The following is a 25,057-nucleotide window of genomic DNA, read 5'->3' as shown; positions in this document are numbered from 1 at the left end:
AGCACCGCGAGGCATCGTTGTGCCCCCATCATCCGGGGCACCGAGGGGTTTTGGGATGAAGCTCTGCTTCCTCGTCGAAGAGCTGTACCGGCATGACGGCATGCCGCTCGACGTCGTCCGGCAACTGAAGGCGTGGGGACACCAGGTGGACGTGGTGCGCCCCGGCGGCTCACTCCTGCGGATCTCGGAGGAGGTGCGGGCGGGAACCCATGACGCCTGGGTACTCAAGACCGTGTCCGGCGGCCCCGGACTCACCCTGCTGGAGGCCGCGGCGGCGGTGGGACTGACCACGGTGAACGACGCACGGTCCATCCGCGCGGTGCGTGACAAGGTCCTCACCTCGGTGATCGCGCGCCAGCACGGACTGCCGGTTCCGGTCACCTATTCGGCACCGAGGGCCTCGCTGTTCGCGGACGTACCCGCGGAGCTCTTCCCCCTGGTGGTCAAGCCCGCCGACGGCAGCTCGGGGCGCGGGGTACGGCTCGTGACGGAACCCGGGCAGCTGGCCGAGGCGGAGCAGCCGGACGAGGGCCAGCTCATCGCACAGCCCTACGTGGCCAATGCGGGCTCCGACCTGAAGGTCTACTGCCTCGCGGGCGAGTTCCACGCGACCGTGCGCCGCTCCCCGCTCCACCCGGACGCGCCGGTCGACGAGAGGGCCGTCCCGCTGCCCGCCGAGGTGGCCGAGGCCGCGGCGAAGGTGGGAGCGGTCTTCGGACTCGATCTGTACGGCATCGATGTGGTGCTCGGCCCGGACGGCCCCGTGATCGTCGACATCAACGACTTCCCGAGCTTCCGTCAGGTCCCGGACGCCGCGTCCCGGCTGGCCGGAGCCGTCCTTGAACTGGCCAGGTCCGGCGGCGCCCACCGGGCGGGAACGCCCGCCGCCACTCCGCGCGTTCCCGTGCCGGCGCAGGGCCCCCAGGTGCGATCCCGTCCGCATCTCGTGGTCGGACTCGGTCCCGGCACCGAAGCGGACATGGTGGCGGCTGTGCCCGAGGGCGCGCGGATATGAAGGTGTGTCTGCTGACCGACAAACCCGATCATCCGCTGCTCGCCGCGGTCTCCGCCGTACTGGTCGCGGCGGGGCACCAGGTGACGTTCTCGGACCCGGATCGCGCAGTCGCGTCCCCGTCGCGACCGGTGCCCCCGGACGGACTCGCCGATGTCTACCTCCTGAAGGCGCACACGCCCCGGGCGCTGGCGCTGGCACGCTCTCTCGAAGCGCTCGGCGCCCGGGTGGTGAACTCCGCTGCCGCGACGGAGCTGTGCCAGGACAGGAGCCGGATCGCCGCAGTGGCGGCGGAGGCCGGCCTGCCGATGCCCCGGACACGGACCCTGGACGCGCTGTCCGGAGCCCTTGGCGGAGCGGAGCCGGCGCAGAACGGCTATCCGCTCATGGTCAAGAGCCGCCACAGCAGACGTGCGGACCTGGTCGCCCGCGTGGACGGCCCGGACGGGCTCAGGGGCCTGTCGCCGGAGTGGTCCGACGAGCCCGTCGTCCTGCAGGAGTTCGTCGCGAACAGCGGCTGGGACCACAAACTGTGGGTGATCGCGGGCGAGGTGTTCACAGGGGTACGCCCCGCCGCCGTGGGCGCGCCGCCGGGCGGCGCGCGGCCCGCGCCGCTGGTGCGCGATCTGCCGCGGGACTGGACCCGGCTTGCCCTCCGTACGGGAGAGGTCTTCGGCCTGGATGTCTACGGTGTCGACCTGCTGGACCGCGAGGGGGCGCCCGTCGTCGTCGACATCAACGCCTTCCCGGGCATCCGAGGCCCGAAGGGCGCCCCCGAGGCGCTGGCGGCCCTGGCCCTGCGACGAGCCCGGCCCGGCCCCCACACACCGGAGGGCTGAGACACATCGGCCGTCTCCAGCAACTCGCCGGGCGTGCCCGGCCGTCCCCCCGGGTGCCCTCGGAAGGCATGAACCGGACCCGGCGTCCGGCCAGTTGCCCGGCACCTCGTTCTCGACGGGCCGCGCGGCCCACCGGGTCGCGCGGAGATGCGGTCGGCGCGGGGATTCCTCAGCTCCGGTTCGCGTACACGATGAGGTTGTCCACGGGGTGGCCCTGGGCGTCGAAAGTGCCGTCACAGGTGATGAGACGCAGGGTGCGTGCGCCGGTGGATCCGTAGACCTTCTCGGTCGGGAACGCCTTCTTGCTGACTGTCTCGGTGGCGGTGACCCGGAAGTGGAGTTCCGCGCCGCGGTCGTTGCGGACGGCGATGTCCGCTCCCTCGGCGATCTTCTTCAGATCATGGAAGACGGCCTTCCCGAAGCGGGTGCTGTTGTGTCCGATGACGACTGCCGCGCCGCGCTCGCCGGGAGCGGCGCCCCCGGTGTACCAGCCGGCGGTCATGCCCTTCTCGGCGGGAGGCACCTCGACGGTGCCGTCCTGGTTGAGGCCGAGGCGCATCAGCTCGCTGTCGATGCCGAGCGACGGGATGCTGATGCGGACGGGGGCGGCCGCCGGGGCATCCCCGGACTTTCCGGCTTCCGCCGAACCGGACCCTGTCGAACCGGACTTCGTCGAGCCAGCCCCTGTCGAGCCGGCCTGTGCCGGAGCGTCGACCGTGGCGGTCCTGCTGCTGCCGGGTGCGGTGGCGGACGGGCCGTCCGTGGCGTCGGAGGAGCAGCCGGCGAGGAAGAGACAGGCGAGCAGCGGCAGCGCGGCGCGTCGGAGCGAGGGCGAGGTGCGGAACATGAGGGCTCCAGGTGTGGGCGGGAATCGGCAGTGGCGCCGCCCGGGAAGGGCGGCGCCACGAGGGGGCGTCAACTGCTCACGGGCGTCGACCGGCCCGCGGAGTCAGCCGACTCGGCGAGGTTGCTGCCGGCCGGTCAGCCGTTGCGCTGCGCGGCGGAGCGGCGGCGCAGCACGATCGTTCCCGCGCCGGCGACCAGCAGGGCCGCCGCGGCCGATCCGGCCAGAACGGTGGTCTGATCACCGGACGTTCCGGTCGGTCGCTCACCGGCGGCCACGCCGCCACGCGGAGCGGCGGCCCCCGGACGCTTGACCGTGGGCTCGGCCTTGGCCGGTGCCGGGCTGTCGCCCGCGGCGACACCGCCACGGGGCGCCGCCGACGGCTGTGCACCCCTCTTGGGTTCGGCGGTGGCGCCGCCCTCCGCGCGGGCTGCCGCGGACCTCTTCACGGACGGCGCCGAAGGCGAGGGCGTGGCGTCGGCGAAGGCTGCGGCGGACGGTACGAGCACCGCGCCGGCCGCGACAGCGGCGAGGACAGCGGTGCGCAGGGACAGTCGGTGGGGCATGGACATCGCTCCATTCCAGGTCGGCCTCGTCGGTGCCCGGGTGCCGGTTCGCACCGGGGCACGAGGCATGCCGACAGGCTGGCCCGAAGTTATGAAGAAGCTGTCAGGACGTTGTGGTCATCGCATCAGGCCCGGTCGGCGGTGCTCGCGGACTCGTCGGCCGACCCCACGGTGCTCGCCGGGCCCGCGGCGCTCGTCGGCCCCACGGCGCTCGTCGGCTCCACGGCGCTCGTCGGACCGGGTACGTCCGCCGCGTTCGCGGGCAGGCGGAGTGTGAACACCGAACCCTGCCCCTCGACGCTCGCCGCACTCACCGAACCCCCGTGCGCCTCCACGAGTTTCCGTACGATCGCCAGACCCAGCCCACTGCCCCCGGTACGGCGGTTGCGTGACTTCTCGGCACGCCAGAAGCGGTCGAAGACATGCGGCAGGTGCTCGGCCGAGATGCCGATGCCGGTGTCCGCGACCTCGATCACGACCTCGTGGCCGGCCGCGGCCTCGTCCACCGCCCCCGCGCCGTACACGCGCACCGTCACACGTCCGCCCCGCGGGGTGTGACGTACGGCGTTGGAGACCAGGTTGCCGACGGCTTGGCGCAGCCGGACCGGGTCGGCCCACAACACGGGGGACGGCGCGCCGTCCGCAGCGGGCGGCGCCGAGAGTGCCACCCCGGCGGTCTCGGCCCCGGCCTGGTGCGCCGCGGCGACCTGTGCCAGCACGTCCTCGACGCGCACCCGCTCCGGGTGCAGACGCAGGGCGCCGGCGTCCGCCGCGGCGAGGTCCTGGAGGTCGTCGATGATGTGCTGCAACTGCACGGCCTCCGTGTGCAGCGAGGCGATGAACGCCGGGTCGGGCTCCGCGAGGCCGTCCTGCGCCGCCTCCAGCCAGCCCCGGATATTGCTCAGCGGGGTGCGCAGCTCATGGGCGACGTCGCTGACCATGTCCTTGCGCTGCGCCTCCAGGCGCGCGCGGTGGCCGGCCATGTCGTTGAACGCCGCGGCGAGCCGGCCGATCTCGTTGTCGCCCGTGACCAGCACGGGCTCGGAGTCCTCGCCTTCCCGCATCCGCTGGGCCGCGCCCGTCAGCGCGTGCAGCGGTCGTGCCAGCCGGGATCCGGCGAGCATCGTGGCCCCGACGGTGAGCGCGAGGACCAGCGCCGCCGCGCCCGCGATCTTCGCGGTGTTCGCGGGGGAGAGGTCGAAACCGGGCACGGTCGTGCCGTCCTCGTCGCCGATGAACAGCAGGGCGGGCGAGGCGACGTAGGAGCTGAGCTGTTCCCGGCGGGCCGTGTCCACGCACGAGGCGGTGGCACGGTCGTCCTCGTCGGTGCGCAGGCTCGGCGGCGGCGCGGGTGTGGGAGTCGCGGCGCGGGCCTTGACGGCGGCCTGCGGTACGGAGACGTAGCCCCAGGACAGGTCCAGATTGAGCTGTATGCCCGGACGGTCCTGACGTTTCAGGCAGGCGTCGGCGAGCTGATTGAGTGCGTCCAGGGCCTTCTGCTCGGTCGCGGTCGGGGAGTCCAGCTCGTCGGTCGTGCACCGGGTGTTCTGCACACGGTCCGGGTCGTTGCCCACGATCTGCATGCGCGGACGCCCGCTCGGACCCGTGACCACGTCCGCCGCGATTCCGACCCGGCTCAGGCACACCGCGCTCCGGTCGGCGGCATGCTGCAACGCCTTGCGTTCGGCGGCGGGCAACCGGAACGGGCCGACCGCGCGCGGGTCGACCCGGTCGGCCGCGTCCCCGGACCGGTCGACCGTCCGGGACAGGGCCGTGTCCACGGACAGCGGGTCGACGATCGCCGATGCCTGGGGCGGCAGCGCGGGCGGCGCCGGCCGGGAAGCGGAATCGGCGAGCGGACGGCGTTGCTCGGTGGTGAGCGCGATCCGCCGTCCGGACTGCCGCGCCAGGTCGTGCACGGTGCTGTCGACGCCCTCCCAGGTGGGGTGGCCGGCCGCGTAACCGAGCAGGGTGTTGTAGATCCGGGCGTCGGCGGTCAGGTTCTGGCCCTGCTCCTGCTTGATGGCACCGGAGGTGGTCTGTACGGCCAGCCAGGCCGTGGCCGCCACCGAACAGGCCGCCACCAGCACGGACACCGTCAGCAGACGGCCGAACAGGCTCTTGCGGAGCGGCGGCCGGTTCCGCCGCCGGTCACGACGCACGCGGAGCGTTCTTCGCCGGGTCCGTCAGCTTGTAGCCGACACCGAAGACGGTGAGCAGCCGGATCGGCCGACGTGGTGCGGGTTCGATCTTCTTGCGCAGGTTCATGATGTGCACATCGACCGTGCGGAAGCTGATGTAGCGGTCGAAGCCGTGCAGCTCCTCCAGGAGCCGCTGCCGGCTGAAGACCCGCTCCGGTTCGGTCGCCATGGCGGCGAGGATCCGGAACTCACCGGGAGTGCAATCCACCGGCAGGCCCTCCACGGACACCTCGTGCCGGTCCGGGTCGACGACCAGCGCACCACACCTCAGCGTCTGGTCCGCGGCGGACGCGGTGCTCTCCGCGCCCCGCCGGCTTCGCCGCAACAGGGTCCGTACCCGGGCCATCAGCTCACGTGGGCTGTACGGCTTCGTCATGTAGTCGTCCGCGCCGAGATCCAGCCCCAGCAGCAGATCGTCCTCGGTGCTGCGGGCCGTCAGCATCAGCACCGGAAGCTCCCGGTGCTCGGCGCGCAGCACACGAACCACGTCCAGGCCGTCGGCCCGCGGCATCATCACGTCGAGCACCAGCAGATCGGGCTCCCGGTGCCGGACCTCGGCGAGCGCCGCGAGCCCGTCACCGACGACCGTGACCGCGTGGCCCTCGTGTTCGAGGTAGCGGCGTACGAGTTCGGCCTGTTTCTCGTCGTCTTCGGCGACCATGACATTTGCGCACACGCGAACGATCGTAGATGACCACGAAGAGACCATTCATGGCGCCGGATCGTGCCGGTGGTCCAGCTGATGTCGCTTGCACCGGCCGGATCGCCGCAGGTGCGGACGCCCCGCACCCACGGCCGGCTCTCCGCCCGCTCCGGGGTGCTACTGGGCCGAGGCGACCACCGGGTAGTGGTCGGAGAGGTTCGTGTACGTGTAGCCGGTGCCCCAACTCGACACCGTCCAGGGCGCGCTCTGCTCCTTGACCACCTCGTTCGTCCACCCGGACGGCTGCGCGTGCCCGACGCGGTGCAGCACGTGGTCGAGGTCCTCGCGGGGGTCGTCGGGGTAGCGGTCGGCGGCGATCGAGTTGTCCCGGGTGTCGAAGGAGTACGGGTGCCCGGTGCGGGTGGCGGCGGTCAGATCCGCGTCGGCGATCATCGAGGCGTACTCGCTGGAGCGCGAGTCGACGTTGAAGTCCCCTGCCACGACGACCTGTTCGGATGCCGGAATGTTCTTGGCGTCGAGGAAGGCGTCGATCTGCTTGAACTGCAGACTGCGCTTCGCCGCCGCCTCACCCGCCTTGCACCCGGAGTCCGTCGACTGCGTGTGAGTACCCACGACATGGACCCTCGCACCGCGCACATCGAGCTCGGCGTACGCGAATCCCTTGTTGGACCAGCTGTCGCTGCCGCAGGCGTCCTTGTAGATGTGCTGCTCCTTGCGGACGATGGGCCACTTGCTCAGCACCGTGACGCCCCCGTCCTCCGGAGTCACCGCCGAGTACGCCCCGCCGGTGGCGTCCCAGCCGCTCCTGCTCCGGCCCACCACGGGGGTCTGGTACGGGTACTGGGCGGACGCGTTGCGCAGCAGGGCGTCGGACGCGGAATTGTCGAACGCCTCCTGGAGCACGACGACGTCATTGCCCTGGAAGAACGAGGTCTTCGGTATCTCCGCGGCGCGGTGGTCCTGGCCCCAGTTCGGGTAGAGCGTCTTGCTGAAGATGAACGTGTTGTACGTGAGGACGCGCAGCGACGGAGTCTCGGCCGCCGACGCCTGCGGCGCGTTGGCGGCCAGCGTCGCCGCGGCGAGCGCACCGGCCAGAGTCGCGCCGGAGATACGACGGATCGCGTGATTCGGCACAGGATCTCCTCGTGTGGGGGGAGGGGCGGAAGGTGGTGCCGCCCATCAAAGCAGGGGGAGTTACCCGTGGGTAGACATCGGATGCCGGCAGACTTGCCGCAACCGTACGAATGAGCGCCGCGACGCGACCGCGCCGGCTCGACCGGCTCCGTACGGCGGCGGAAACCGATCGGGGCCGTGGCGTTGGGGCACTTGTGGCAGCTCCTGCCACCTGGTCTTCTGTACCACGGGCGCCGTGGGGCACCCAGGGACGCGGCCTGCGGGCGGGCTGTTCACAACCGGGCGGGCAGGCTCGGCAGAAGCGGGGAGAAGCGTGGAATCAGCGACCGGACGCGACGCACGGGGCACATTGCCCGAGGGGCTCGGCGATGCCCTGCGGGCCACCGCGGAGGACATCGCGGCGGTGTTGCGCGGGGCCGCGGACACGAGCGTTCCGGTGCCCCGGTCGGAGTGGACCGTGGGAGAGGCCGCGGCGCACCTGGCACAGGCCAACGAGCTGATGGCCGACATCGCGGCCGGCCGGGAACGCCGCTACGGGGACGGAACGCCGCAGAGCCTGGCCGCGGCCAATGAGCGGGGGCTCGCGGAGTTCGGCGAGCGGGGAGCCGGGCCGCTGGCGGAGCTGATCGTGAGACACACCGACGCGTACCTCACGGCCTGCGAACGGCGCTCGACGGACAGCATCGGGACCGGTCGCGGGGCGGGCGACGGAACGGGGGACGGCACCGGCGGCGGGTCCGGTGGGACGACCGGGACCGTGGCCACGCCGCTGGGGCCGATGAGCCAGGAGGTGCTGGGGTCGTACCTGCTGACGCACATGCTCGGCCACGGCTACGACCTCGCCCGTGCGCTGGGGCGCCCCCACATGATCGACCGCACGCGCGTCGACCTGTCCCTGCCGTTCCTGATCACGGCGATGCCCAGGGTCACCGATGCCGCCGCCACCGCCCGGCTCACCGCCAGTTACACGATCCGTCTGTGGGGCGGCGCCCGATTCGGTGTCACCTTCACCGACGGCGCCGTGACCGTCACCCCCCGGCCGCCGGCCCGCCCGGACTGCACCATCCACATCGAGCCGGTCACCTTCTTCCTGATGGCGCTCGGCCGCATCGGCCCGAACGGCGCCATGGCCCGGGGCCGGGTGTTCGCCCGGGGCCGCAGGCCCTGGCTCGCACTCCGATTCCCGGGGCTGTTCAAGGCACCCTGAGTCCTGAGTCCTGAGCCCCGTGCCCACGCCCCGGGGTGTCCCGGCCCCTACGCCGGGTTCCCGTGGGACTCCATGAGCTCCTGGTGGGCCGCCGTCACGTCCTGGGCGAGCACGGTGGTGATCTCCTCGCGGGTCGGCGTCGAACCGCCCGAGTGCTCGGCGTACAGCCGCAGGTCCCGCTGCGCGGCGGCCTTCTGGCACAGCTCACGCGCGAAGCGGGCATTGCCCAGGGTGTCGGCCATGCCGCCGTCCACGGCGGCGGCGAAGAGGTCACCGAGCGCGGTGGCGGCCGCCGCGTCGGGCACGTCGCCCTGATCGCCCAGGACGGACCGGGCGATCAGCAGCAGTTCCTGCGCGGAGTAGGAGGGGAAGTCGACCCGGGTGTTGAACCGGGACACCAGCCCCGGGTTGGCGGCGAGCAGACCGGTCATCTCCTCGCGGTACCCGGCGAGTACGACCACGAGCCGGTCCCGGTCGTCCTCGGCCCGCTTCAGGAGCACCTGGAGCGCCTCGTCACCGAACGCGTCGCCACCGCTGTACCCGCTGTTGGACAGGGCGTACGCCTCGTCGATGAACAGCACGCCGTTCATCGCGGAGTCGATGACCTTGCTGGTCTTGATGGCGGTGGATCCGAGGTGCTGCCCAACGAGGTCGACACGCTGGGCCTCGATGACATGGCCGGAACTCAGCAGCCCCAGCCCGGCGAAGACCTTGCCGATGATGCGGGCGACGGTCGTCTTGCCGGTACCGGGAGGGCCCGCGAAGACGAAGTGCCGGGGCCGGGCGCCGCTGGGCAGGCCCTGCTCCTCCCGGAGCGCCGCCATGCGCAGCTGCGCGATCAGTGTGAGCACCTGCCGCTTCACGGGTTCCAGACCGATCATGCCGTCCAGCGCCTGCCGGGCCTCCGCGAGCAGACGGGCCATCTCCTCGCGCGACAGCCCGTCCGCACCGTCCGGCTCCGCCGGCCCGGAGCCCTGCCCCGTGCCCGGAGCGGCCGAGGCAGGGGGGACGGGGGCGGGCGCCGGGGTACGGGGCGGCGGCGGTGCCGCCGGGGGCGGCGAAGCGGACGGGGAGGAGGGGGACGGGGAGGGCGCGGAGGGCTCCCCGGCCACGGACGACGCGGTCGGAGCCGAGGAACGCGCCTGCGCCCGCACGTCCACGTCGAAGAGGCCCGGCGCACACCGGAACGCGTACTGGTACCGCCTCAGCGCCTCCTCGGGCCGGCCCAGCGACTCCAGGGACCGGCCCATGAAGTACTTGACCTCCGCGTCGAACCGGCTCCCCGACTCCAGCTTCTTCGGCAGCTCCGCCAGTACGTTCAGCGCCTCGTGGCAGACTCCCTGCGCGAACAGCGCCGCCCCCACGTACAGCTGTGCCTCGTCGTGCAGGAAGGCGTCACGGATCCCCGGGGCGAACCGGAGCACGAGGGCCCAGTCCTCCTTGAGGAAGGCGTACCGCGTACAGACGAACCGGGTCTCGTCGCAGTCCAGTTGAGCCGTGGAGAGCCCGGCCCAGGCCTCGTCGAGCTTTCCGGTGTCCAGTAGCGAGGTCATCGCCGCGACCCAGAGGTCACGGGCGTTCTCCAGCCGGAAGGTGACGTAGTGGCCGAGCTGGAACCGGGAGCGCAGCGGCATCCCGAACTTCGAACGCAGCGCGCCGAAGGAGCCGGAGGACCGGACCATCCCGTCCAGCGCCTCCTTCTGGCGCTGCCCGGTCGCATGCAGCCCCAGCCAGACATCGGCGGCCAGGGGGTCCTGCTCGGCGGCGAACGAGAACCGTTCCGCGGCGGCCGCCTCATTGCCCTGGTTCAGCAGCGCCACCGCCTGCTGCCAGGCCTGCTCGGCCTTCCTGGGCGAACCCCGGTGTGCGGCTCCCTGCACAGTTACTCCCCTCGACGGGCCCCCGGCCCGCGCGCCTGCGGCCGACGGGGCTCGCCGTGACGACCTGGAACAACCGCCAGGATATCCAACACGGTGTGGCGTGCGGTGATGGCGCTGGACTAGGTCGAGTTCAGTTGGGAGACCGTCTTCAGGGCTGAGGAACGGCCGACCACCGTCGGTAGGCACGATTATCGCGATGTTCAGGGTAATTTGCCCAGTTTGGCGCTAATGTTGCTCCGCACGCTGCCGGCGTTGATGCCAGAGAGAGGCACCGCGCGGAATATCCGGAGCGAGGAGGGTGCAACATGCTGGATCCCACTTCGGTGACGGCGATTTCGGCGGTACTCGGTGCGGTCAGCTCAAGGACAGCCAACGCGGCCGGCAAAGGGGACTGGGAGTCCACCGGTGTGGCTGTGAGGAAAATCGTCGGCCGTGAGATCCCCGCTCCCATGACGCAGGAGGAGCGGGAACGCGTGGCCCGCATGATCCACAATCAGGTTCGCACCAATCCGCAACTCACTGCATATTGGATCAAGTTCGCGGCACGGGTGCACTGCGTCCCTACCGCTGCTCCGGTCCGGTCAGGAAGGTCGGGCTTCCCCGCCTCTGTAAGGATTTTCACCGGTCGCAAGAAGGCGATGAAGTGTCTTCAGCGCGAGGCGTCCCGCCGCCCGGACGGTCGGCCCCGGCGTGCGCTGGTGCACGGCCCGGATGGAATGGGCTCCCGTACGCTCGCCGTGCAATTCGGAGCACAGCGGACCGACCTCTTCCCGGACGGGCGGATCTACGCGAGCCTTGGAGACGGTGGTGGCGCCCGCGACGTCGGAACCGTGCTGCGGGAGCTGCTGCGTCAACTGGGCGTGCCAAATGAGGAGATGCCGCCCCGAACCGACGAGCTCGGTGATTTCTACCGCGATTGTGTGGCGGACCGGAGACTCCTGGTCGTCCTTGACCACGTGTGCTCCGCTGGCGAGGCGGAGCCGTTCCTCACCTCGGCCCCAGGGGTGTTCACGATTCTGGCCGCCAGGGAACCCCTCCCCGGCATCGACGCCGTGCGGGTGCCCGTTTGCCCGCTCTCGGACTGGAGCGCGGTGCGGCTGCTCGCCGGCATCACTGGTAAGTTCACGGTCGCCGCCGCCCGAGCCAAGCTTCCCTTGCTGCTCCAGCGCTGCAGCGGTTCACCGTACGCCCTGCGCGCCTCGGCGAGCCAGCTCTCCGCGCCCACTCTTCCGCAACGCTGTGCCGAGGCGGACGGCGACGCGGTATGGAGAGTCGCCGAGGACAACTACCGGCTTCTGCCACCGGAATCCGCCAGGCTGTATCGGCTGATGGCGCTCCGAGCCTGGCCCGCCTTCGACGCCCTTGCCGCCTCACGCACCACGGGCCAGGACCTCGATGACACGGCGGAAATCCTGGAGGACCTTGCCGACCGGATGCTCTTGGAGCGCAGCGTGGCCGAAACGGGAAACGCCCGATACCACTACCGCCACGGAGTTCGCGTGCACGCCGAGGCAGCAGCGATTCGAGAAGAGGGGACCGAGGTGTGTTCGGCCGCTCTTGCGCACACCCTGAGCAACTATGTCGATGTAGCTGAATCGGATGCCCACCAGGCGCATCCGGAAAGTTGGAGGGTCCCGGTGCCCGTCGATGATCGTGCCGGGCAGCGGTACGAAGACCAGGAAGCCGCCTGCGACGCGCTGCTCGCGGAGGCGGGCAATCTGGTCGAGGCGGTGCGCCTTGCGCTGGAGTCCAAGGCCCCGAAAACCGTCATTCGCCTGTGCCGTGCGCTGTGGCCGCTCCAGCTCAAGGCGGGCCATCACGAGATGCTGCTGCCGGCGCTTCGCATCGGAGTGCGCCAAGCCGACGAGGAGTTCCCCATGAGCCCCGACGCTGGAGCGCTGCATGCACAGCTCGCTCACACCCTCACCGAGCTGAAGCGCTGGGAGGAGGCGGAGACGGAGGCTCGGGCAGCGGCACGGGCCGAGGCGGCGACGGGTCACAAGCGGGGCCACGCCTCGGCCGTCGAGTTCTTGGGGCTGCTGAGGCTGAGCCAGTGGCACTACGCGGAGGCGTACGAGTGCTTCGAGGAAGCGGGCGACATCCTGGACACCATGGGTGAGGGGGACGAGGGCATCGCCGACCTGCCGCGCGCCCGGGCCCTGCTGGAGCGTAATCGAGGAAGGGCGCTGCGCGGTCTCGGGTGGTGGGAGGAGGCCCGGGAGAAGCTGGAGACAGCGTGGTGGGACCTCGCGTTGAGCGGCGATGCGTACAACACGGCGCGAGCGCTCACAGGTCTGGCCGAGATCTGGCTGGATGAAGAGAACACCGGTGCAGCGCTGCCTCTGATCGAGAAGGCGATCACGAAGCTCGACGAGCAGAATGCGGAATACGAGTTGCTGTACCTGCGGCACATGCGAGAGACCTGCATTATCGAGTGAACCCTGCGTCTCGCTCAGGCCGCTGCTTTCTCCGGTGCAAGGGGAACAACCCGTATGCGGTGGAGCCGATCACCTGTACGCACGGTGATTCCGTGGGCCACCGCCCGCGCCAGCCGCTGTGCGACCGTGCCCAGTTCGTGACCGCCCGTGGCCAGCCAGGCGTACAAAGAGGAGGCGTACACGGCAGAGTTCGCTGCGGGCACGTCCGTATCACCGTCGGGCACCGCCACCATCCGCAGCGGTTCTTCGCCACGTACCCGGACCACGCACTCGGACGGGCCGGTCACATAGGCGGCCAGGGAACAGCCCGGATGCCAGCGGAGCACCTCGGCGGTCCAGACGGACGGCGAGCCGAACCGCGGATCGTCGGGTTCGCCCTCCCGGAAGATGACGTCGGCCAGCTCCAGCCGGTCCACCTCGCGGGTGTCCTCGTGGACGGCGATATGCAACTCGCCGACGGGATCCGGTCCGGTCCCGGGCCGCGCCCCTGCCCAGCGGCTGACGGCGATCTCTCCCGTCCCGAGCACCCGGGTCAGTACCTGCAACGGCACGGTGACCGTTCCGGCCCCGTACCCGGGCAGCGGGAGCGGCTCCAGTGTCGCGGGCCGATCGGGTTCCGGCGCGCCCATCATCGAGTAGAAGAGCTTTCGGAGCCGGGCCGCCGATTCGCCGGGCATGGAGGTGGTGAATTCGGCCGGACCGGGCAACGGCCGGTGGCAGCGGATGAGTTCCTGGATCTGCGCCGACAAGGACGCGTCGAGATCGAGCCTCGGAGCCTCCCGCATAAACGCGGAGATCGGCGCGTCGGGATCCAGGGCGTGGAGCGGCACGGACCCCAGGAGCACCGGAGTACCGAGGGCGGCAGCGTAATAGGTGACTGATCCGTGGTCCCCGATCACGGCATCGGCCGCCAGCAGGGCCTGCCGCCAATCCGTCAGCGGATCTATCAGCGCCATCCCGCCGCGCCGCGCGCGATCGAGCCAGGCACGGATTTGACCGGGACCGTGCCCGTGCCAGATGTTGGGGTGCAGTACGGCTGCGAATCGGTATTCGTCTACGGGGAACTCGTCGGATATGCGGTTCAGCAGGGAGACGACGGCATCGCCCCCGTCCGGCACTTTCCCCCCGTCGCCGAAGAGCGATTCGGGGTTCCAGGTCGAGTTGAGCAGGACGAGGCGCTGGCCCGGCTTGACCCCCAACGCGCGGCGGAAGCGTTCGCGGTGGGGCCGTGCGGCGAGGATCCGGTCGTAGCAGGGATCTCCCGCGAGAACGGCGGCCGGGGCGGCCTCGGGGCAGGCGATGTGTAGCCGTTCGTACTGCTCGGGGTGGGAGAGCACCAGCGCGTCCGCGATGGGCGTGCCCCGGGGCGACAGCAGCCATTGAGGCGCGAGCCCGAACACGGGCGCAGGCGCCGATCTCGATCCGGTGTCCGGTGTCGCCAGCCTCTTAGTATATCCAACGCCGTGCGAGAGCACGGCCAACCTGCCTGAAAACGCATCCAGTTGACCGCCGAAGCTGGCGGAGACCACCAGGTCCACCGCCGTCTCGACGGCCTGCTCCCACGGCAGTACCGGCACTCCCGTGCCGGCCAGCAGCTCGGCCGTGCCGGCCGCGAACGCGGAGGAGCCCGTGCAGGTCGCCAGCAACTGCACCCGCAGATCGTCGTCGAACAGAGGCAGCACGTCGAGCAGCCGCGTCGCGGCGGTCACGTTGTGCACGACGAGCAGCACCCGCAGGCACTTTCCCCGGGTGGCCCATCGTGCCGAGTCGTCCCCCACCGGCACCCGGACCCACCCGGCCCGCCCGTTCTCCATTCGTACGCCCCTCGTCCACCCCGGCCCGTCCGCGGGCTCCGCTCGCCCGTGCGGCCGGTCACGCCAGTCAACCAGCACGATCGCCGCGTCGGCCACCGAGGGGGCGTCACACGGCCATCGCCACCGGGGACTTGTCCAACGCTTCGTCGTGCGGAGCACGGCCGTGCCCGCTCCGGCCGCGGTTCCCGAAGACGACGACCCGCAGCAGTACGAACCGTCCGGCCCCCGCCAGGGCGGACGCCGACAGATAGACCGACTGCGCGACCAGCGGCGAGGGCTCGGGCCGCACGGCGAACAGGCAGAGCAGCGCCCCCGTCGTGAACGCATAGCTCACGGCCACCGTCGCGCCGGACTGGAGATGGACCCGCCACCCCCGGCGATCGCTCCGGAACGAGATCCGCCGGTGCAACTCGGTCGCGAGCACCGTGGAGACGACGGTGACCAGTGCGTTCGCGACGGCCATCGGTATTCGCCCGCTGAGCAGCACGACCGCAGCGCTCGACGCCAGTCCGACCCCGCCACCACACACGACGAACCGCACGAAGGCCGCGGCAAGAGGCCGAAGGTCACGCGTCCGCCGACGCGTTGGGGCGGTCACAGGCGGGCCTCCGGAGGGTCGGGGGGAACGATGATTCGATTCCACCCCAGAACCTACGGAGTCGGCGTCGTCCGGGCGACCCGATATCGTCCGGGCTCAAGCGGGGGACAAGCGGGAACCAACTCCGGGCCGGCGCCGGGTGATGTGCCGGGCGACATGTACAGGCATGGCTCTCGCGACGCCCAGGTAGGTTAAGGCCATAGCTTGATCGGTTCGTGTCCGGAGGTCTCCATGAGTGAGCATCAGTCGTCCGTCGCCCCTCCCGCCCACCCGACGTCGGACCGCATCGACACCACCAGGCCGCATCCCGCGCGGGTGTACGACTGGTTCCTCGGCGGGAAGGACAACTATCCCGTCGACGAGGAGCTCGGCAGGCAGATCGCCGGGCTCTCGCCGGACACGAAACGCATCGCGCGCCACAATCGGTGGTTCATGCACCGGGCGATGCGCCGGCTGGCGGGTGAGGAGGGCATACGGCAGTTCCTCGACATCGGCTCCGGCATTCCCACCGAGCCCAACCTGCACCAGATCGTCCAGAGCACGGCGCCCGACGCCCGGGTCGTGTACGTGGACAACGACCCCATCGTCCTGGCCCACGCCGGGGCGCTGCTGAGCGGAACCGCCGAGGGAGTGACGGCGTACCTCGACGCGGATGCGCGGCAGCCGGAGCGGATCCTCGGACTCGCCGCAGACTTCCTCGATCTCGACCGGCCGGTCGCGCTCTCCCTCATCGCTCTGCTGCACTTCGTCGACGACGGGGAGGGAGCGGGCCGGGGCGAGGGGGCGTACGCGCTGGTGGAGCGCTTGATGGAGCGGCTGGCCCCCGGGAGCTTCCTGGTGCTGTCACAGCTCACCGGTGACTTCGACCCCGAGAGCGTGGCGAAGGGGGTGGCCTCGTACGCGGCGGGCGGTGTGACGCTCGTGCCGAGGTCGCACCGGGCCATCGGCCGGTTCTTCGACGGGCTGGAAATGCTGGAGCCCGGTCTGGTGCCGGTCGTCGACTGGCATCCGGAACTCAGCGTCGGTGAGCTTCCGGTGGAGACCCGGCCGGTGCCGATCTACGGCGCGGTCGCCCGCAAGCCGTAGCGTCCGGCGCAGGGGCCGGGGGCCGTCCCGGGACGGCCCCCGGCCAGGTGGCGTGGTGCGGGTCGTCTACCTCCGCAGTTCGACCGTGAAGCCACGCCCGGTGGAGACGGACGGTGTTCTGACCTCCGTGACCCCGGTCGCCGGGTCGGTGAACCAGCCCGAGCCGGCCTTCGCGAGCTCCGCCGCCGAGTTCACCCGGTGCAGGCGGGTGTGGCCCATGACGACCTGTGAGGGCGCGTGCTCGCCGTGCACGGTGAGGTCGTACGAGCGGGCGGACACCTTGCCCCGGTAACTTCCCACGCTCGCACCGATCCTGACGGTGGTGCCGCCCCTCTTGCCGTGGGCGGGAGCCTGGACCCGGACGTGCTGGGTGGCCGAGGCTCCCTCGGTGAACTTCCGGGTCACGCCGTCGTCCTCGTAGAGCGTGTACTCGGTGGTGCCCTGCGGGTGGATGTCGTAACCGAGCCGGGTCCGGTCCCGGGACTCCCAGGACACGGTGCCCTCGGGCCACATCGGCACGATCGAGCCGCCCCTGACGAAGAGCGGCAGGGTGTCGAGCGGCGCCTTGTATCCGTTGACGGTGGACGGGCCCTGGTACGTCTTCCCCGTCCAGTAGTCGGTCCAGGTGCCCTTCGGAAGGTAGATGCCGTTGCGGACGTCCGTGTCGCTGTACACCGGCGCGACCAGGAAGTCGGGCCCGGCCAGGAACTCGTACTTGGCGTCCGGGCCGAGCGCCGCCGGGTCGTCGGGGTATTCGAGCGCGAGCGGCCGGACCGCGCCGACACCGGTCGTGGTGGCTTCCTTCGACAGGGTGTACATGTACGGCAGCAGCCGCTCCTTCAGCATCAGGTACTTGCGGTTGATGGAGGTGTACGGCTCGCCGTCCAGCCACGGCTGCTGGTCGTGTGGCTGCTTGGTGGTGATGTCACTGGCCCAGCCGTCCATGGTCATGATGGCCGGGAGGAACGCCTTCCACTGGAGGTCGCGGGTGTACATCTCGGGGTCGTGACGGTAGATGCTGCCGACGTCGCCCGTGTTGTACGCGATGCCGGACATGGTCGCTCCGGCGTACGTCGGGATCTGCCAGCGGATGAAGTCCCAGGACAGGCTCTGGTCCCCGCTCCACAGCACACCGCAGCGCTGCGCACCGGCCCAGGACACGGGCAGCCAGACGAAGCCGCGGGCGTCGCTGTTGTTCTCGATGCCGGCCTTGGCCTGGTCGCAGGCGTCCAGCGCGAAGCCGTAGCCGCCGCCGACCCAGGCGACGTCCAGCTTGCGCACGCGTACCCCGGCCTTGGCCTCCGCGGCCTCGTCGGGCAGACCGTTCTGCGTCCAGAGCCCGAGCTGGGCGTGGTTCTTGTTGAGCCCCGTGCCCGTCTCCGGGAGGTTCTCGTAACCGCAGCCGTAGCCGTCGTTGACGAGCATCCAGCCGAGCGGCATGCCGTTGTCGACGTAGCTGTCGGAGACCTTCAGCGCGTCCAGGGTGTGGCGCTCGCCCCGGTTGGCGTTGTGGAGATAGCAGTCGGCTGAACCGGGCTCCAGCCCGTACACCGGAGGCATGAACGGCTTGCCCACCAGGGAGGTGTACTTGCCGATGACCGTCTTGGTGTCACCGGTGAAGTAGTAAGCGTCCAGGCGCCGTTCCTGCTGACCGGTCCTCACCGGGGAGGCGAAGTCGTAGATGCCGGGCGTCATGGTGTTGCGGAACACGCCGTAGCCGGCCGTGGAGAGGTAGAACGGCTGGGAGTTGTTGTATCCGCCCTCGTTCCAGTCCGTGTTGTTGCCCACGTTCATGACCCGGTCGCGGTGCGAGAAGCTGCCGTTCTGCTCGCCGCCGCCGAAGAACTGCTCGTCGGCCCCGCGCTTCAGGCTCTGCCGCATGCCGCCGCCGGTCCAGCGCAGCGGATCGGCCTCCTGCCAGACGGCCGTGCGGTTGTCCGCCCTGTAGAGGCCGAAGCGCAGCGGCTTCTTGTACACGCGCAGCACCACGCCCTTGGAGCGGATGCCGTAATAGGTGCCCGCGTCGAAGGACCTGGTGTGCGGTTGCGCGGTGGGCTGCCGCCGGATCATGTGGCTGTCCTTCGGGTCGGCGAGTACGCCGTCCGGGGATGCCTGGAGCCGCAGTGTGTCGTCGGTGAAGAACTCGGCGCGCGCCTTGAGGCCACCGGCCGCGATCTCGTACCTGCCGTGCGAGCCGCTGAAGCCGGTGAGGTTCCCGGCGTCGGTGGCCTCGGGCAGGTACGCCTTTCCGCTGAAGGAATTGTTGTGCACGTCGTAGGGGACGACCACCACGTGGTACGTCCCGGAGGCCTTCGGGACGACCGTGGACTCGGGGTCGGCGGTGCCGGCGCTGGAGGCCACCTGTTTGCCGGCCGAGTCGTAGATGTACATGTCGAAGTCGTCCGTGGGTGTCTCCCACTGGATGGAGACGGGGACACCGCCCTCGGGGTTGTCGTCCCACTGGCCCTCGGGCGGGTCGACGGTCAGGTCGAACCGGGCGCAGACCGCGTTCTCCGGGTCCTCGGCGGCCGTGCCGCACTTGGCGGGGGAGTCGACGGTGCCCTTGGCGTAGACCGGACTCTGCCACGTGACGTTCTTGGTGGCGCTGTCCAGGGTGCCCGAGGGTGTGGCCGCGGCCTGTGCCCGTGGAGCGGGTGCCGTCAGGGCGGTGAGTGCGAGGACGATCACCGAGAGCGTGCCGACAGCTGCCTGACCGGGACGGTTCTTGAGTATCCGCAAGGAGTGTTCTCCGTTCGTACCGAACAGTGAAATAGGCGATGCCTGCGCAGACATGATTGGAACTCTGGAGATTCGAGCATCAGAATTCACCGTGCGACCGGTGCATGTCAACGTTCGGTCCGGCGTTCCGGCCGGGTGCCCGGGTCAACGTTTCGGAAAGTGGCCGGAGCGGGAATTCGCGAGGGTGCGGCGGCGGGGGGCGCAGGGCCGGGGCGGGCGGTTGAGGGGTGGGTGCATCCCTGCCCTTTTGATCAGCCATGGTTGGAAAACGGACTCACTGGATCGGAAAAGTGGCGAGAACGGTCGCAAATAGTGCCCGAAGGCTCACTGAATTTCCCTATAGTGAAGGCGCGTTGATCAACCGACCACCGCTACGAGCGAAGCCTTCGTCACAGGAGATTCCGTACGATGACGACGCCCGCATCCGCGGTGTCCGGACATCCGACCGCCTCCCCGCCGCCCGGCACCGGGCGCTGCCCGGCAGGCCCCGGCCGCTCCGCCGTGCCGCTCGGCGGACCCGGATTCCACACGGAACCCCACGCCGCCTACCGCGCCATGCGGAGCGAACACGGTCCCGTCGTGCCCGTCGAGCTGCCCGGAGGGGTTCCGGCCTGGCTGGTCATCGGTTACCGCGAACTCCACCAGGTCACCAGCGACGGCGAGTTGTTCCCCAGGGACGTCGGGCTGTGGAACCAGTGGGGGAACATCCCCGAGGACTGGCCGCTGCTGCCGATGGTCGGCCGGCCGATGCCGTCCATCTACTTCACCGCCGGTGCCGAGCACCGGCGCCACGCCGCGATGGTCGGGCAGGCGCTCGAAGAGGTCGAGCACTTCGAACTCCGCCGGGGCTGCGAGGAGTTGGCGGACCGGCTCGTCGACGGGTTCTGTCAGCGGGGCACGGCCGACCTGATCGCCGACTTCGCCGTCCCGCTGCCGGTGCTCGTCCTCGCCCGCCTGGTCGGATTCCCCGACGCGGACGGGCCGCGGATCGCCGAGGTGCTCCGGGACCTGGCCGACGGCGGCCCGGGCGCGCAGGAGGCCCATCTGCGGTTCGGCGAGAGCATGCGAAGTCTGCTGGCTGCCCGCCGGGCCTCGCCGGGGAACGACGTGACCTCGCGCATGCTGGCGTACGCGGGGGAGTTCACCGACGAGGAGTACGTACTCGACCTGATGGCCATCACGGCCGCGGGACACCTCACCACCGCCGACTGGATCGGCAACTCGCTCCGGCTGATGCTCACCGACGACCAGTTCGCCGTGGCGCTCACCGGCGGCCGGCACAGCGTCGCCGAAGCCATGAACGAGGTGCTCTGGGAGGAAGGCCCGACACAGATTCTCGCCGGCCGATGGGCGGCCCGCGACACCCGGTTGGGAGGCTGCGGCATCCGCGCCGGGGACATGATGCTGCTGGGCCTGGGCGCGGCCAACGCCGATCCGCACATCCGCCAGCACCTCTCCGCCTCGGGCGGGCCGTCCGGTCAGCGCGGCAACAGTGCCCATCTGGCGTTCAGCCACGGCGAGTACCGCTGCCCCTTCCCCGCGCAGGAGATCGCCGAGATCATCGCCCGCACCGGCATCGAGGTGCTGCTCGACCGGCTCCCCGACCTCGAACTCGCCGTCCCGGTGGCCGAGTTGGTCCGACGGCAGTCCGCTTTCCTGCGGGGCATGACCGCGCTGCCCGTCCGGTTCGCCCCCGTCCGTCCGACAGGAGACCCGTCGTGAACTGCCCGCATGCCGCCGCCCGGGGTGCCGCTTCGAGCGGTGCTCCCGTCGTCATCGACCCGCTGGTCCAGGACCTGGACGGAGAGACCGCGCGACTGCGCGACGCCGGTCCGCTCGCCAGGATCGAACTGCTCGGCGTTCCGGCCCTGACCGTCACCCGGCACGCGACGGCCCGCCAACTCCTCGTCGACCCCCGCCTGGTCAAGGACCTGGAGGCCTGGGGGCTGTGGCAGCGCGGCGAGGTCACCCGCGAGTGGCCGCTGATCGGCATGATCGACGCCGGCCGCTCCATGTTCACCGTGGACGGCGCCGAGCACCGACGGCTGCGCGCCAAGACCTCCCAGGCACTCACTCCCCGCCGGCTGGAGGAGATCCGCCCGGACATCGAGAAGTTCACCGAGGAACTGCTCGACGCGCTCGACGAAGAGAGCGGCAGGAGCGGGAACGGTGTGGTCGACCTCAAGTCCGTGTTCGCCCAGCCGCTGCCGATGCGCGTCGTCGGCATGCTGATGGGTGTGGACGAGGCCGAGCACCCCATGCTGACGAAGCGGTACAAGGCGTTCTTCTCCATGCTCACCCCGCACGAGGAACGACTGGCGCTGCTCGCCGAGCTGGACGTGTTCTACGCCGCTCTCGTACGGGAGAAGAAGGCGCGTCCCACCGACGACCTCACCAGCGCGCTCATCCTGGCCGAGGAGGGCGGCGAACCGCTCACCGAGGAAGAGGTGGTGGGCAACCTCAAGGCCATGGTGGCCGCCGGGCACGAGACCACCATCGGGCTGATCCTCAACGCCGTACGGGCCCTTCTCGCCCACCCCGACCAGCTCCGCCGTGTCCTCGACGGCGAGATACCGTGGGAGACGGTGATCGAGGAGACCCTGCGCTGGGACACCCCCACCACCCATCTGCTGATGCGGTTCGCCACGGAGGACATCCAGGTGGGCGACCAGGTGATCGCGAAGGGCGAGGGGGTGGTGATCTCGTACCGTGCCATCGGGCGTGACATCGAACAGCACGGGGCGGACGCCGACGCCTTCGACATCACCCGGCCGGTTCCGATCCGCCACATGACCTTCGGTCACGGTCCGCACATCTGCCCCGGAGCGGCGCTCTCCCGAGTGGAGGCGGCCATCGCCCTGCCGGCGCTCTTCGCGCGCTTCCCGGCGCTGCGGGCGGCGGTCCCGGACGAGGAGGTCCGCAAGCTGCCGGTGATGACGCAGAACGACATGGAGGCCTTCCCCGTGCTGCTGCGCGGCTGAGCACCTGACTCCCCGTCGGGCACCGTCGTCCGTGGGATACAGTTCTCGCAGGTCATGAGTTCCAGTGCACAGCCCCGGCTAACTGGACGGCACCCCGCTCCGCTGCGGGTGCTCCGGGTGACGACCGGCCCCGTGCGCAGCGCGCGGGGAACAGCGGATCATCGGGGCGGCGCACCCGGGGTCCATGATCTCGGGAAGGCGGAACACCATGCTCCCCCACCTCGTCCGGAACGACGGCTGCACCAGCTACGGCCCCGGTCACCACGTCCACTGGATCCACACCAAGAAGTGCCACCAGGAGCCCGGCCAGGCCGTGGAACTGCTGCTCACCTCCGGTGACATCGGCGCCGACGGCTGGTTCGCGCCGCGCGCCGCCTTCGACCACGCCGAGGAACTGCCGAGGGTGTGGACGCACGCCCCGGCGGCCCTCTCCGAACTGCTCACGGTCCACCGCGGACGGGTGTTCTGGCTGCCGCGGTGGCACGCCCTGAAGCTGGTGGACTCCGCGGGTCGGGCCACGGCCCTGGTCAATGCCGGCTTCGAGGGCGGCCCGCTGTGCGCGACGACCGCCCCCGACCCCCGGCGGACCGTCGGCGGCACGAGCTACGGACTGTAGCCGCGCCTCACCCCAGCGCGTCCGCCAGCGCGCTGTCCGCCGCTGCCCGCGACTCCTGCCACAGGGTGGTCACCGGAATCCAGACATGGACCCCCTCCGGCATGCCCACGGCGGCCGCGTGGAAGGTGACACCCGGATGGGAGGGGTCCGCCGCCACCGAGAGGCTCCCGACGACGTGGCCCTCGGTGGCCGCCGGGTCCGCGGTCCGTACGGCGGCGTACGCCCGCTCGCCCGGGGACAGCTCGTAGGGGGCGCTGCCGGCGGGCGGGACGGCCTCGGCCGAACCGTCGAGACCCCGGAAGGTGACCGTGGGGATCCGGTCCACCACACAGGTGCGGCCGCCGTTGTTCACGACGTCGATCCGTGCCACGTTCCGCTGCCCGCCGGGTGCGGCGTGCACGGCCAGGGCCTTCTCCTGGCAGGTCGCGGGGCGGCTCGTGGCGCCGCTCGTCGCGGATGCCGCGGTGCCGGTCAGTGGCAGGGTGGCCGCGACGGCGAGTGCGGCGGTGAGAGCGGAGCCAAGACGCATGGTGTTTCTCCCGGTGGATCGACAGCCTGCGGATACGGCCGGGCGGCCCGTCGGTCGGTGCGGCCGACATGGACAGTGTGAACCGTACGACCCGATCTCCGCGACAGATCGGACATATCGCTTCGGTATATCCGGTGCCGGAATGCTGTGCCGTGCCCGCCGGGTCGTCCGCTGCGCACGGGCGCGGACTCGCGGCTGAACGCGGCCACCGCCGGCGCTCCCGCGACGGGGCCGCCGGCAGCGCCACGGCCCGGATCCACGCGCAGTGCTCGTAGGCGCGGCCGACCGGACGGGCGGCCGGGCCTGCCCGGAAGGCGTGCGCCGCTGCGGAGCGGAGCGGCCCGGGGCGGCCCGGGGCGGTCACCGGGCCCGCCCCCGCGAGCCTCACCGGGTCCGGACCGTCGCCATCACGTCCCGGTCGGGCTGCAGCGTGAGCGACGGGACCGGCTCGATGACGCCCGGGTCCACGTCCAGTTCGAAGCGGCGGGCCAGTACGGCCAGGATCAGCACCGCCTCGACCATCGCGAACCTGGTGCCCAGACAGACCCGGGGGCCGCCGCCGAACGGGAACCAGGCGTACTCCGCGATGCTGTCGCCCGCCTCCGGATCCCACCGCTCGGGACGGAACTCCTCCGGCTCCGGGAACCACCGCGCGTCGCGCTGAGTCACCCACTGGCTGGTCCACACCCGGGTGCCCTCCGGCATCGGCACACCGCCGATCCGCGCACCCGCCTTCGCGACACCGGTGACCAGCCAGATCGTCGGGTAGAGGCGCAGCGTCTCCTTGACCACGGCCTGGGTGTACGTCAGCCGCGCGTAGTCGTCGAACCCCGGCTCCCGGTCGCCCAGCACCCGGTCCAGCTCCTCGGCGAGCGCGGCACGCACCCGCGGTTCACGGGCCAGCAGATACCAGGCCCACACCAGCGTGGAACTGGTCGTCTCGTGCCCGCCGATGTACAGCGTGACCGTCTCGTCGCGGATCTCCCGGTCGGTGAGGCGCTCCCCCGTCTCGTCGACCGCCGTCAGCAGCCGGCTCAGCAGATCGGGGCGCTCGTCCCCGCCGTCACGATGACGGGCGACGACCCGGCCCACCTCGGCGTCGATGACCGCCGCGGCCTTCTTGATCCTGGCCCGGCCGGGGGTCGGCACCCAGTCCGGCAGCAGCGCGCCGATCCCGGCGAACTCCTTGCCGATCTCCTGCTGCGCCACGTCCATCGCCCGGCCCATCGCCTCGGCGTCGGCCGCGGTGTCGACACCGAAGATGGTGCGCACCGCGATCCGCTGCGTCAGCGCCGCCATCTCCCGCTTGATGTCGATGCGTTCACCGCCCGACCAGGTGTCCGCCAGCTCCACCGTGCTGCTCGCCATCGTCGCCGCGTACGAGCGCACCTGCTTGGGCCGTACGGAGGGCTGCACCAGCGAACGCTTGCGCCGCCAGTCCGTGCCACGGGCGACCACCACGCCGTTGCCCATCACGGTACGGAAGGCGATCCCCAGGGCCGGCTGGTCGAAAGAGCGCTCCGTCTCGGTGAGCAGCTCGCCTATGCAGTCCGGATCGGCTATGTACACACAGGAGTTGGGGCCGAAGCGCCACCCCACCATGTCCCCGTGGGAGCGCAGCCGCTCGAAGAAGGCGAGGGGGTTCTTCCCGAACTGCGGCAGGTTCCCGAGGAACGGCAGCCCCCGGGGGCCCGGCACGATCCGATGGGTCCGCGGCTCGGCGTCGATGGCCGGACCGGTCTCCGTGGACATGAATGTCTCCGCTCCCTCGTGGCGCACCGACCCGGTGCGCGGCGACCTGACTTCAGGGGTACCGCACGCCCTGGAACCTGTCATCGGCCTTGTGCGGTACGTGAGTTGTCGAGACTAGTCGCTGTACGCCACCGCCGGACGGGCCCGGGAGAGGGGC

The 25,057-nt window shown here is 70.9% G+C and carries 19 protein-coding genes and 1 riboswitch; of the genes, 8 read left to right on the top strand and 11 right to left on the bottom strand.

The window, feature by feature from the left end; all coding sequences use genetic code 11:
• Window positions 1–55 precede the first annotated feature (55 nt).
• Entirely contained in the window at window positions 56–1,015 is a 960-nt protein-coding gene (locus tag ACGF8B_RS26770) for a RimK family alpha-L-glutamate ligase (RefSeq protein ID WP_392743341.1), read from the top strand.
• Complete coding sequence (locus tag ACGF8B_RS26765; protein ID WP_392743339.1) at window positions 1,012–1,851, top strand: RimK family alpha-L-glutamate ligase; 840 nt, start codon at window positions 1,012–1,014, stop codon at window positions 1,849–1,851. Before ACGF8B_RS26770 ends, ACGF8B_RS26765 begins: the two co-directional genes overlap by 4 nt.
• 169 nt (window positions 1,852–2,020) lie before the next feature.
• On the opposite strand, the gene ACGF8B_RS26760 is transcribed toward ACGF8B_RS26765, so the two are convergent.
• From ACGF8B_RS26760 to sph, 5 genes are all read right to left on the bottom strand, one after another.
• Entirely contained in the window at window positions 2,021–2,698 is a 678-nt protein-coding gene (locus tag ACGF8B_RS26760; protein ID WP_392743336.1) for a class F sortase, read from the bottom strand.
• Between the two features lie 134 nt (window positions 2,699–2,832).
• Window positions 2,833–3,261, bottom strand: coding sequence for a hypothetical protein (locus ACGF8B_RS26755; protein WP_392743333.1), 429 nt, complete (start codon window positions 3,259–3,261; stop codon window positions 2,833–2,835).
• Window positions 3,262–3,386: 125 nt separating this feature from the next.
• Window positions 3,387–5,423 carry a sensor histidine kinase gene (locus ACGF8B_RS26750; RefSeq protein WP_392743331.1) on the bottom strand — a complete coding sequence of 679 codons (2,037 nt, stop codon included), beginning with the start codon at window positions 5,421–5,423 and terminating at the stop codon, window positions 3,387–3,389.
• On the bottom strand, window positions 5,413–6,123 hold the full coding sequence (locus ACGF8B_RS26745) for a response regulator transcription factor (RefSeq protein WP_392743832.1): 711 nt from the start codon (window positions 6,121–6,123) through the stop codon (window positions 5,413–5,415). Before ACGF8B_RS26745 ends, ACGF8B_RS26750 begins: the two co-directional genes overlap by 11 nt.
• Before the next feature lie 159 nt (window positions 6,124–6,282).
• Window positions 6,283–7,260, bottom strand: a complete 978-nt coding sequence (gene sph, locus ACGF8B_RS26740; protein WP_392743328.1) for a sphingomyelin phosphodiesterase — start codon at window positions 7,258–7,260, stop codon at window positions 6,283–6,285.
• A 313-nt stretch (window positions 7,261–7,573) separates the two neighbouring features.
• On the opposite strand from sph, the gene ACGF8B_RS26735 reads away from it, so the two are divergent.
• On the top strand, window positions 7,574–8,467 hold the full coding sequence (locus ACGF8B_RS26735) for a maleylpyruvate isomerase family mycothiol-dependent enzyme (protein WP_392743325.1): 894 nt from the start codon (window positions 7,574–7,576) through the stop codon (window positions 8,465–8,467).
• 47 nt (window positions 8,468–8,514) lie between these two features.
• Here ACGF8B_RS26735 and ACGF8B_RS26730 read toward each other — a convergent pair whose 3' ends face one another.
• Window positions 8,515–10,347, bottom strand: a complete 1,833-nt coding sequence (locus ACGF8B_RS26730; protein WP_392743322.1) for an AAA family ATPase — start codon at window positions 10,345–10,347, stop codon at window positions 8,515–8,517.
• A 305-nt stretch (window positions 10,348–10,652) separates the two neighbouring features.
• On the opposite strand from ACGF8B_RS26730, the gene ACGF8B_RS26725 reads away from it, so the two are divergent.
• The gene (locus tag ACGF8B_RS26725) at window positions 10,653–12,785 is read left to right on the top strand and encodes a tetratricopeptide repeat protein (RefSeq protein ID WP_392743320.1); all 2,133 of its coding nucleotides are present in this window, start codon (window positions 10,653–10,655) and stop codon (window positions 12,783–12,785) included.
• Between the two features lie 14 nt (window positions 12,786–12,799).
• On the opposite strand, the gene ACGF8B_RS26720 is transcribed toward ACGF8B_RS26725, so the two are convergent.
• Both ACGF8B_RS26720 and ACGF8B_RS26715 read right to left on the bottom strand, forming a co-directional pair.
• Window positions 12,800–14,599 carry a hypothetical protein gene (locus ACGF8B_RS26720; protein WP_392743317.1) on the bottom strand — a complete coding sequence of 600 codons (1,800 nt, stop codon included), beginning with the start codon at window positions 14,597–14,599 and terminating at the stop codon, window positions 12,800–12,802.
• A gap of 106 nt (window positions 14,600–14,705) precedes the next feature.
• A complete protein-coding gene (locus ACGF8B_RS26715; RefSeq protein ID WP_392743315.1) occupies window positions 14,706–15,062 on the bottom strand; it encodes a hypothetical protein in 357 nt (118 codons plus the stop codon).
• Between the two features lie 366 nt (window positions 15,063–15,428).
• Here ACGF8B_RS26715 and ACGF8B_RS26710 point away from each other — a divergent pair, with 366 nt between their 5' ends.
• Window positions 15,429–16,283: an SAM-dependent methyltransferase gene (locus ACGF8B_RS26710; RefSeq protein ID WP_392743313.1), complete on the top strand. Its 855-nt coding sequence runs from the start codon at window positions 15,429–15,431 to the stop codon at window positions 16,281–16,283.
• Window positions 16,284–16,349: 66 nt separating this feature from the next.
• On the opposite strand, the gene ACGF8B_RS26705 is transcribed toward ACGF8B_RS26710, so the two are convergent.
• Window positions 16,350–19,022 (bottom strand): TIM-barrel domain-containing protein, encoded by a 2,673-nt coding sequence (locus ACGF8B_RS26705; protein WP_392743311.1) that lies wholly within the window; start codon window positions 19,020–19,022, stop codon window positions 16,350–16,352.
• A gap of 408 nt (window positions 19,023–19,430) precedes the next feature.
• On the opposite strand from ACGF8B_RS26705, the gene ACGF8B_RS26700 reads away from it, so the two are divergent.
• From ACGF8B_RS26700 to ACGF8B_RS26690, 3 genes are all read left to right on the top strand, one after another.
• Window positions 19,431–20,744 carry a cytochrome P450 gene (locus tag ACGF8B_RS26700; RefSeq protein ID WP_392743308.1) on the top strand — a complete coding sequence of 438 codons (1,314 nt, stop codon included), beginning with the start codon at window positions 19,431–19,433 and terminating at the stop codon, window positions 20,742–20,744.
• The gene (locus ACGF8B_RS26695; RefSeq protein WP_392743305.1) at window positions 20,741–22,003 is read left to right on the top strand and encodes a cytochrome P450; all 1,263 of its coding nucleotides are present in this window, start codon (window positions 20,741–20,743) and stop codon (window positions 22,001–22,003) included. Before ACGF8B_RS26700 ends, ACGF8B_RS26695 begins: the two co-directional genes overlap by 4 nt.
• Before the next feature lie 50 nt (window positions 22,004–22,053).
• Window positions 22,054–22,163: riboswitch (SAM riboswitch) on the top strand.
• A 48-nt stretch (window positions 22,164–22,211) separates the two neighbouring features.
• Window positions 22,212–22,619 carry a hypothetical protein gene (locus tag ACGF8B_RS26690; RefSeq protein ID WP_392743302.1) on the top strand — a complete coding sequence of 136 codons (408 nt, stop codon included), beginning with the start codon at window positions 22,212–22,214 and terminating at the stop codon, window positions 22,617–22,619.
• A gap of 7 nt (window positions 22,620–22,626) precedes the next feature.
• Here the strand turns inward: ACGF8B_RS26690 and ACGF8B_RS26685 are convergent, their stop codons facing one another.
• Complete coding sequence (locus ACGF8B_RS26685) at window positions 22,627–23,148, bottom strand: DUF4232 domain-containing protein (protein WP_392743299.1); 522 nt, start codon at window positions 23,146–23,148, stop codon at window positions 22,627–22,629.
• Window positions 23,149–23,532: 384 nt separating this feature from the next.
• Window positions 23,533–24,900: a cytochrome P450 gene (locus tag ACGF8B_RS26680; RefSeq protein ID WP_392743296.1), complete on the bottom strand. Its 1,368-nt coding sequence runs from the start codon at window positions 24,898–24,900 to the stop codon at window positions 23,533–23,535.
• Window positions 24,901–25,057 lie beyond the last annotated feature (157 nt).

This window comes from Streptomyces sp. NPDC047917 (assembly GCF_043204345.1).
GTDB classification, from domain to species: Bacteria; Actinomycetota; Actinomycetes; order Streptomycetales; family Streptomycetaceae; genus Streptomyces; species Streptomyces sanglieri.
The sequence above is the reverse complement of the archived record's forward strand: the minus strand, read 5'-3'. Positions and strand labels throughout refer to the sequence as shown.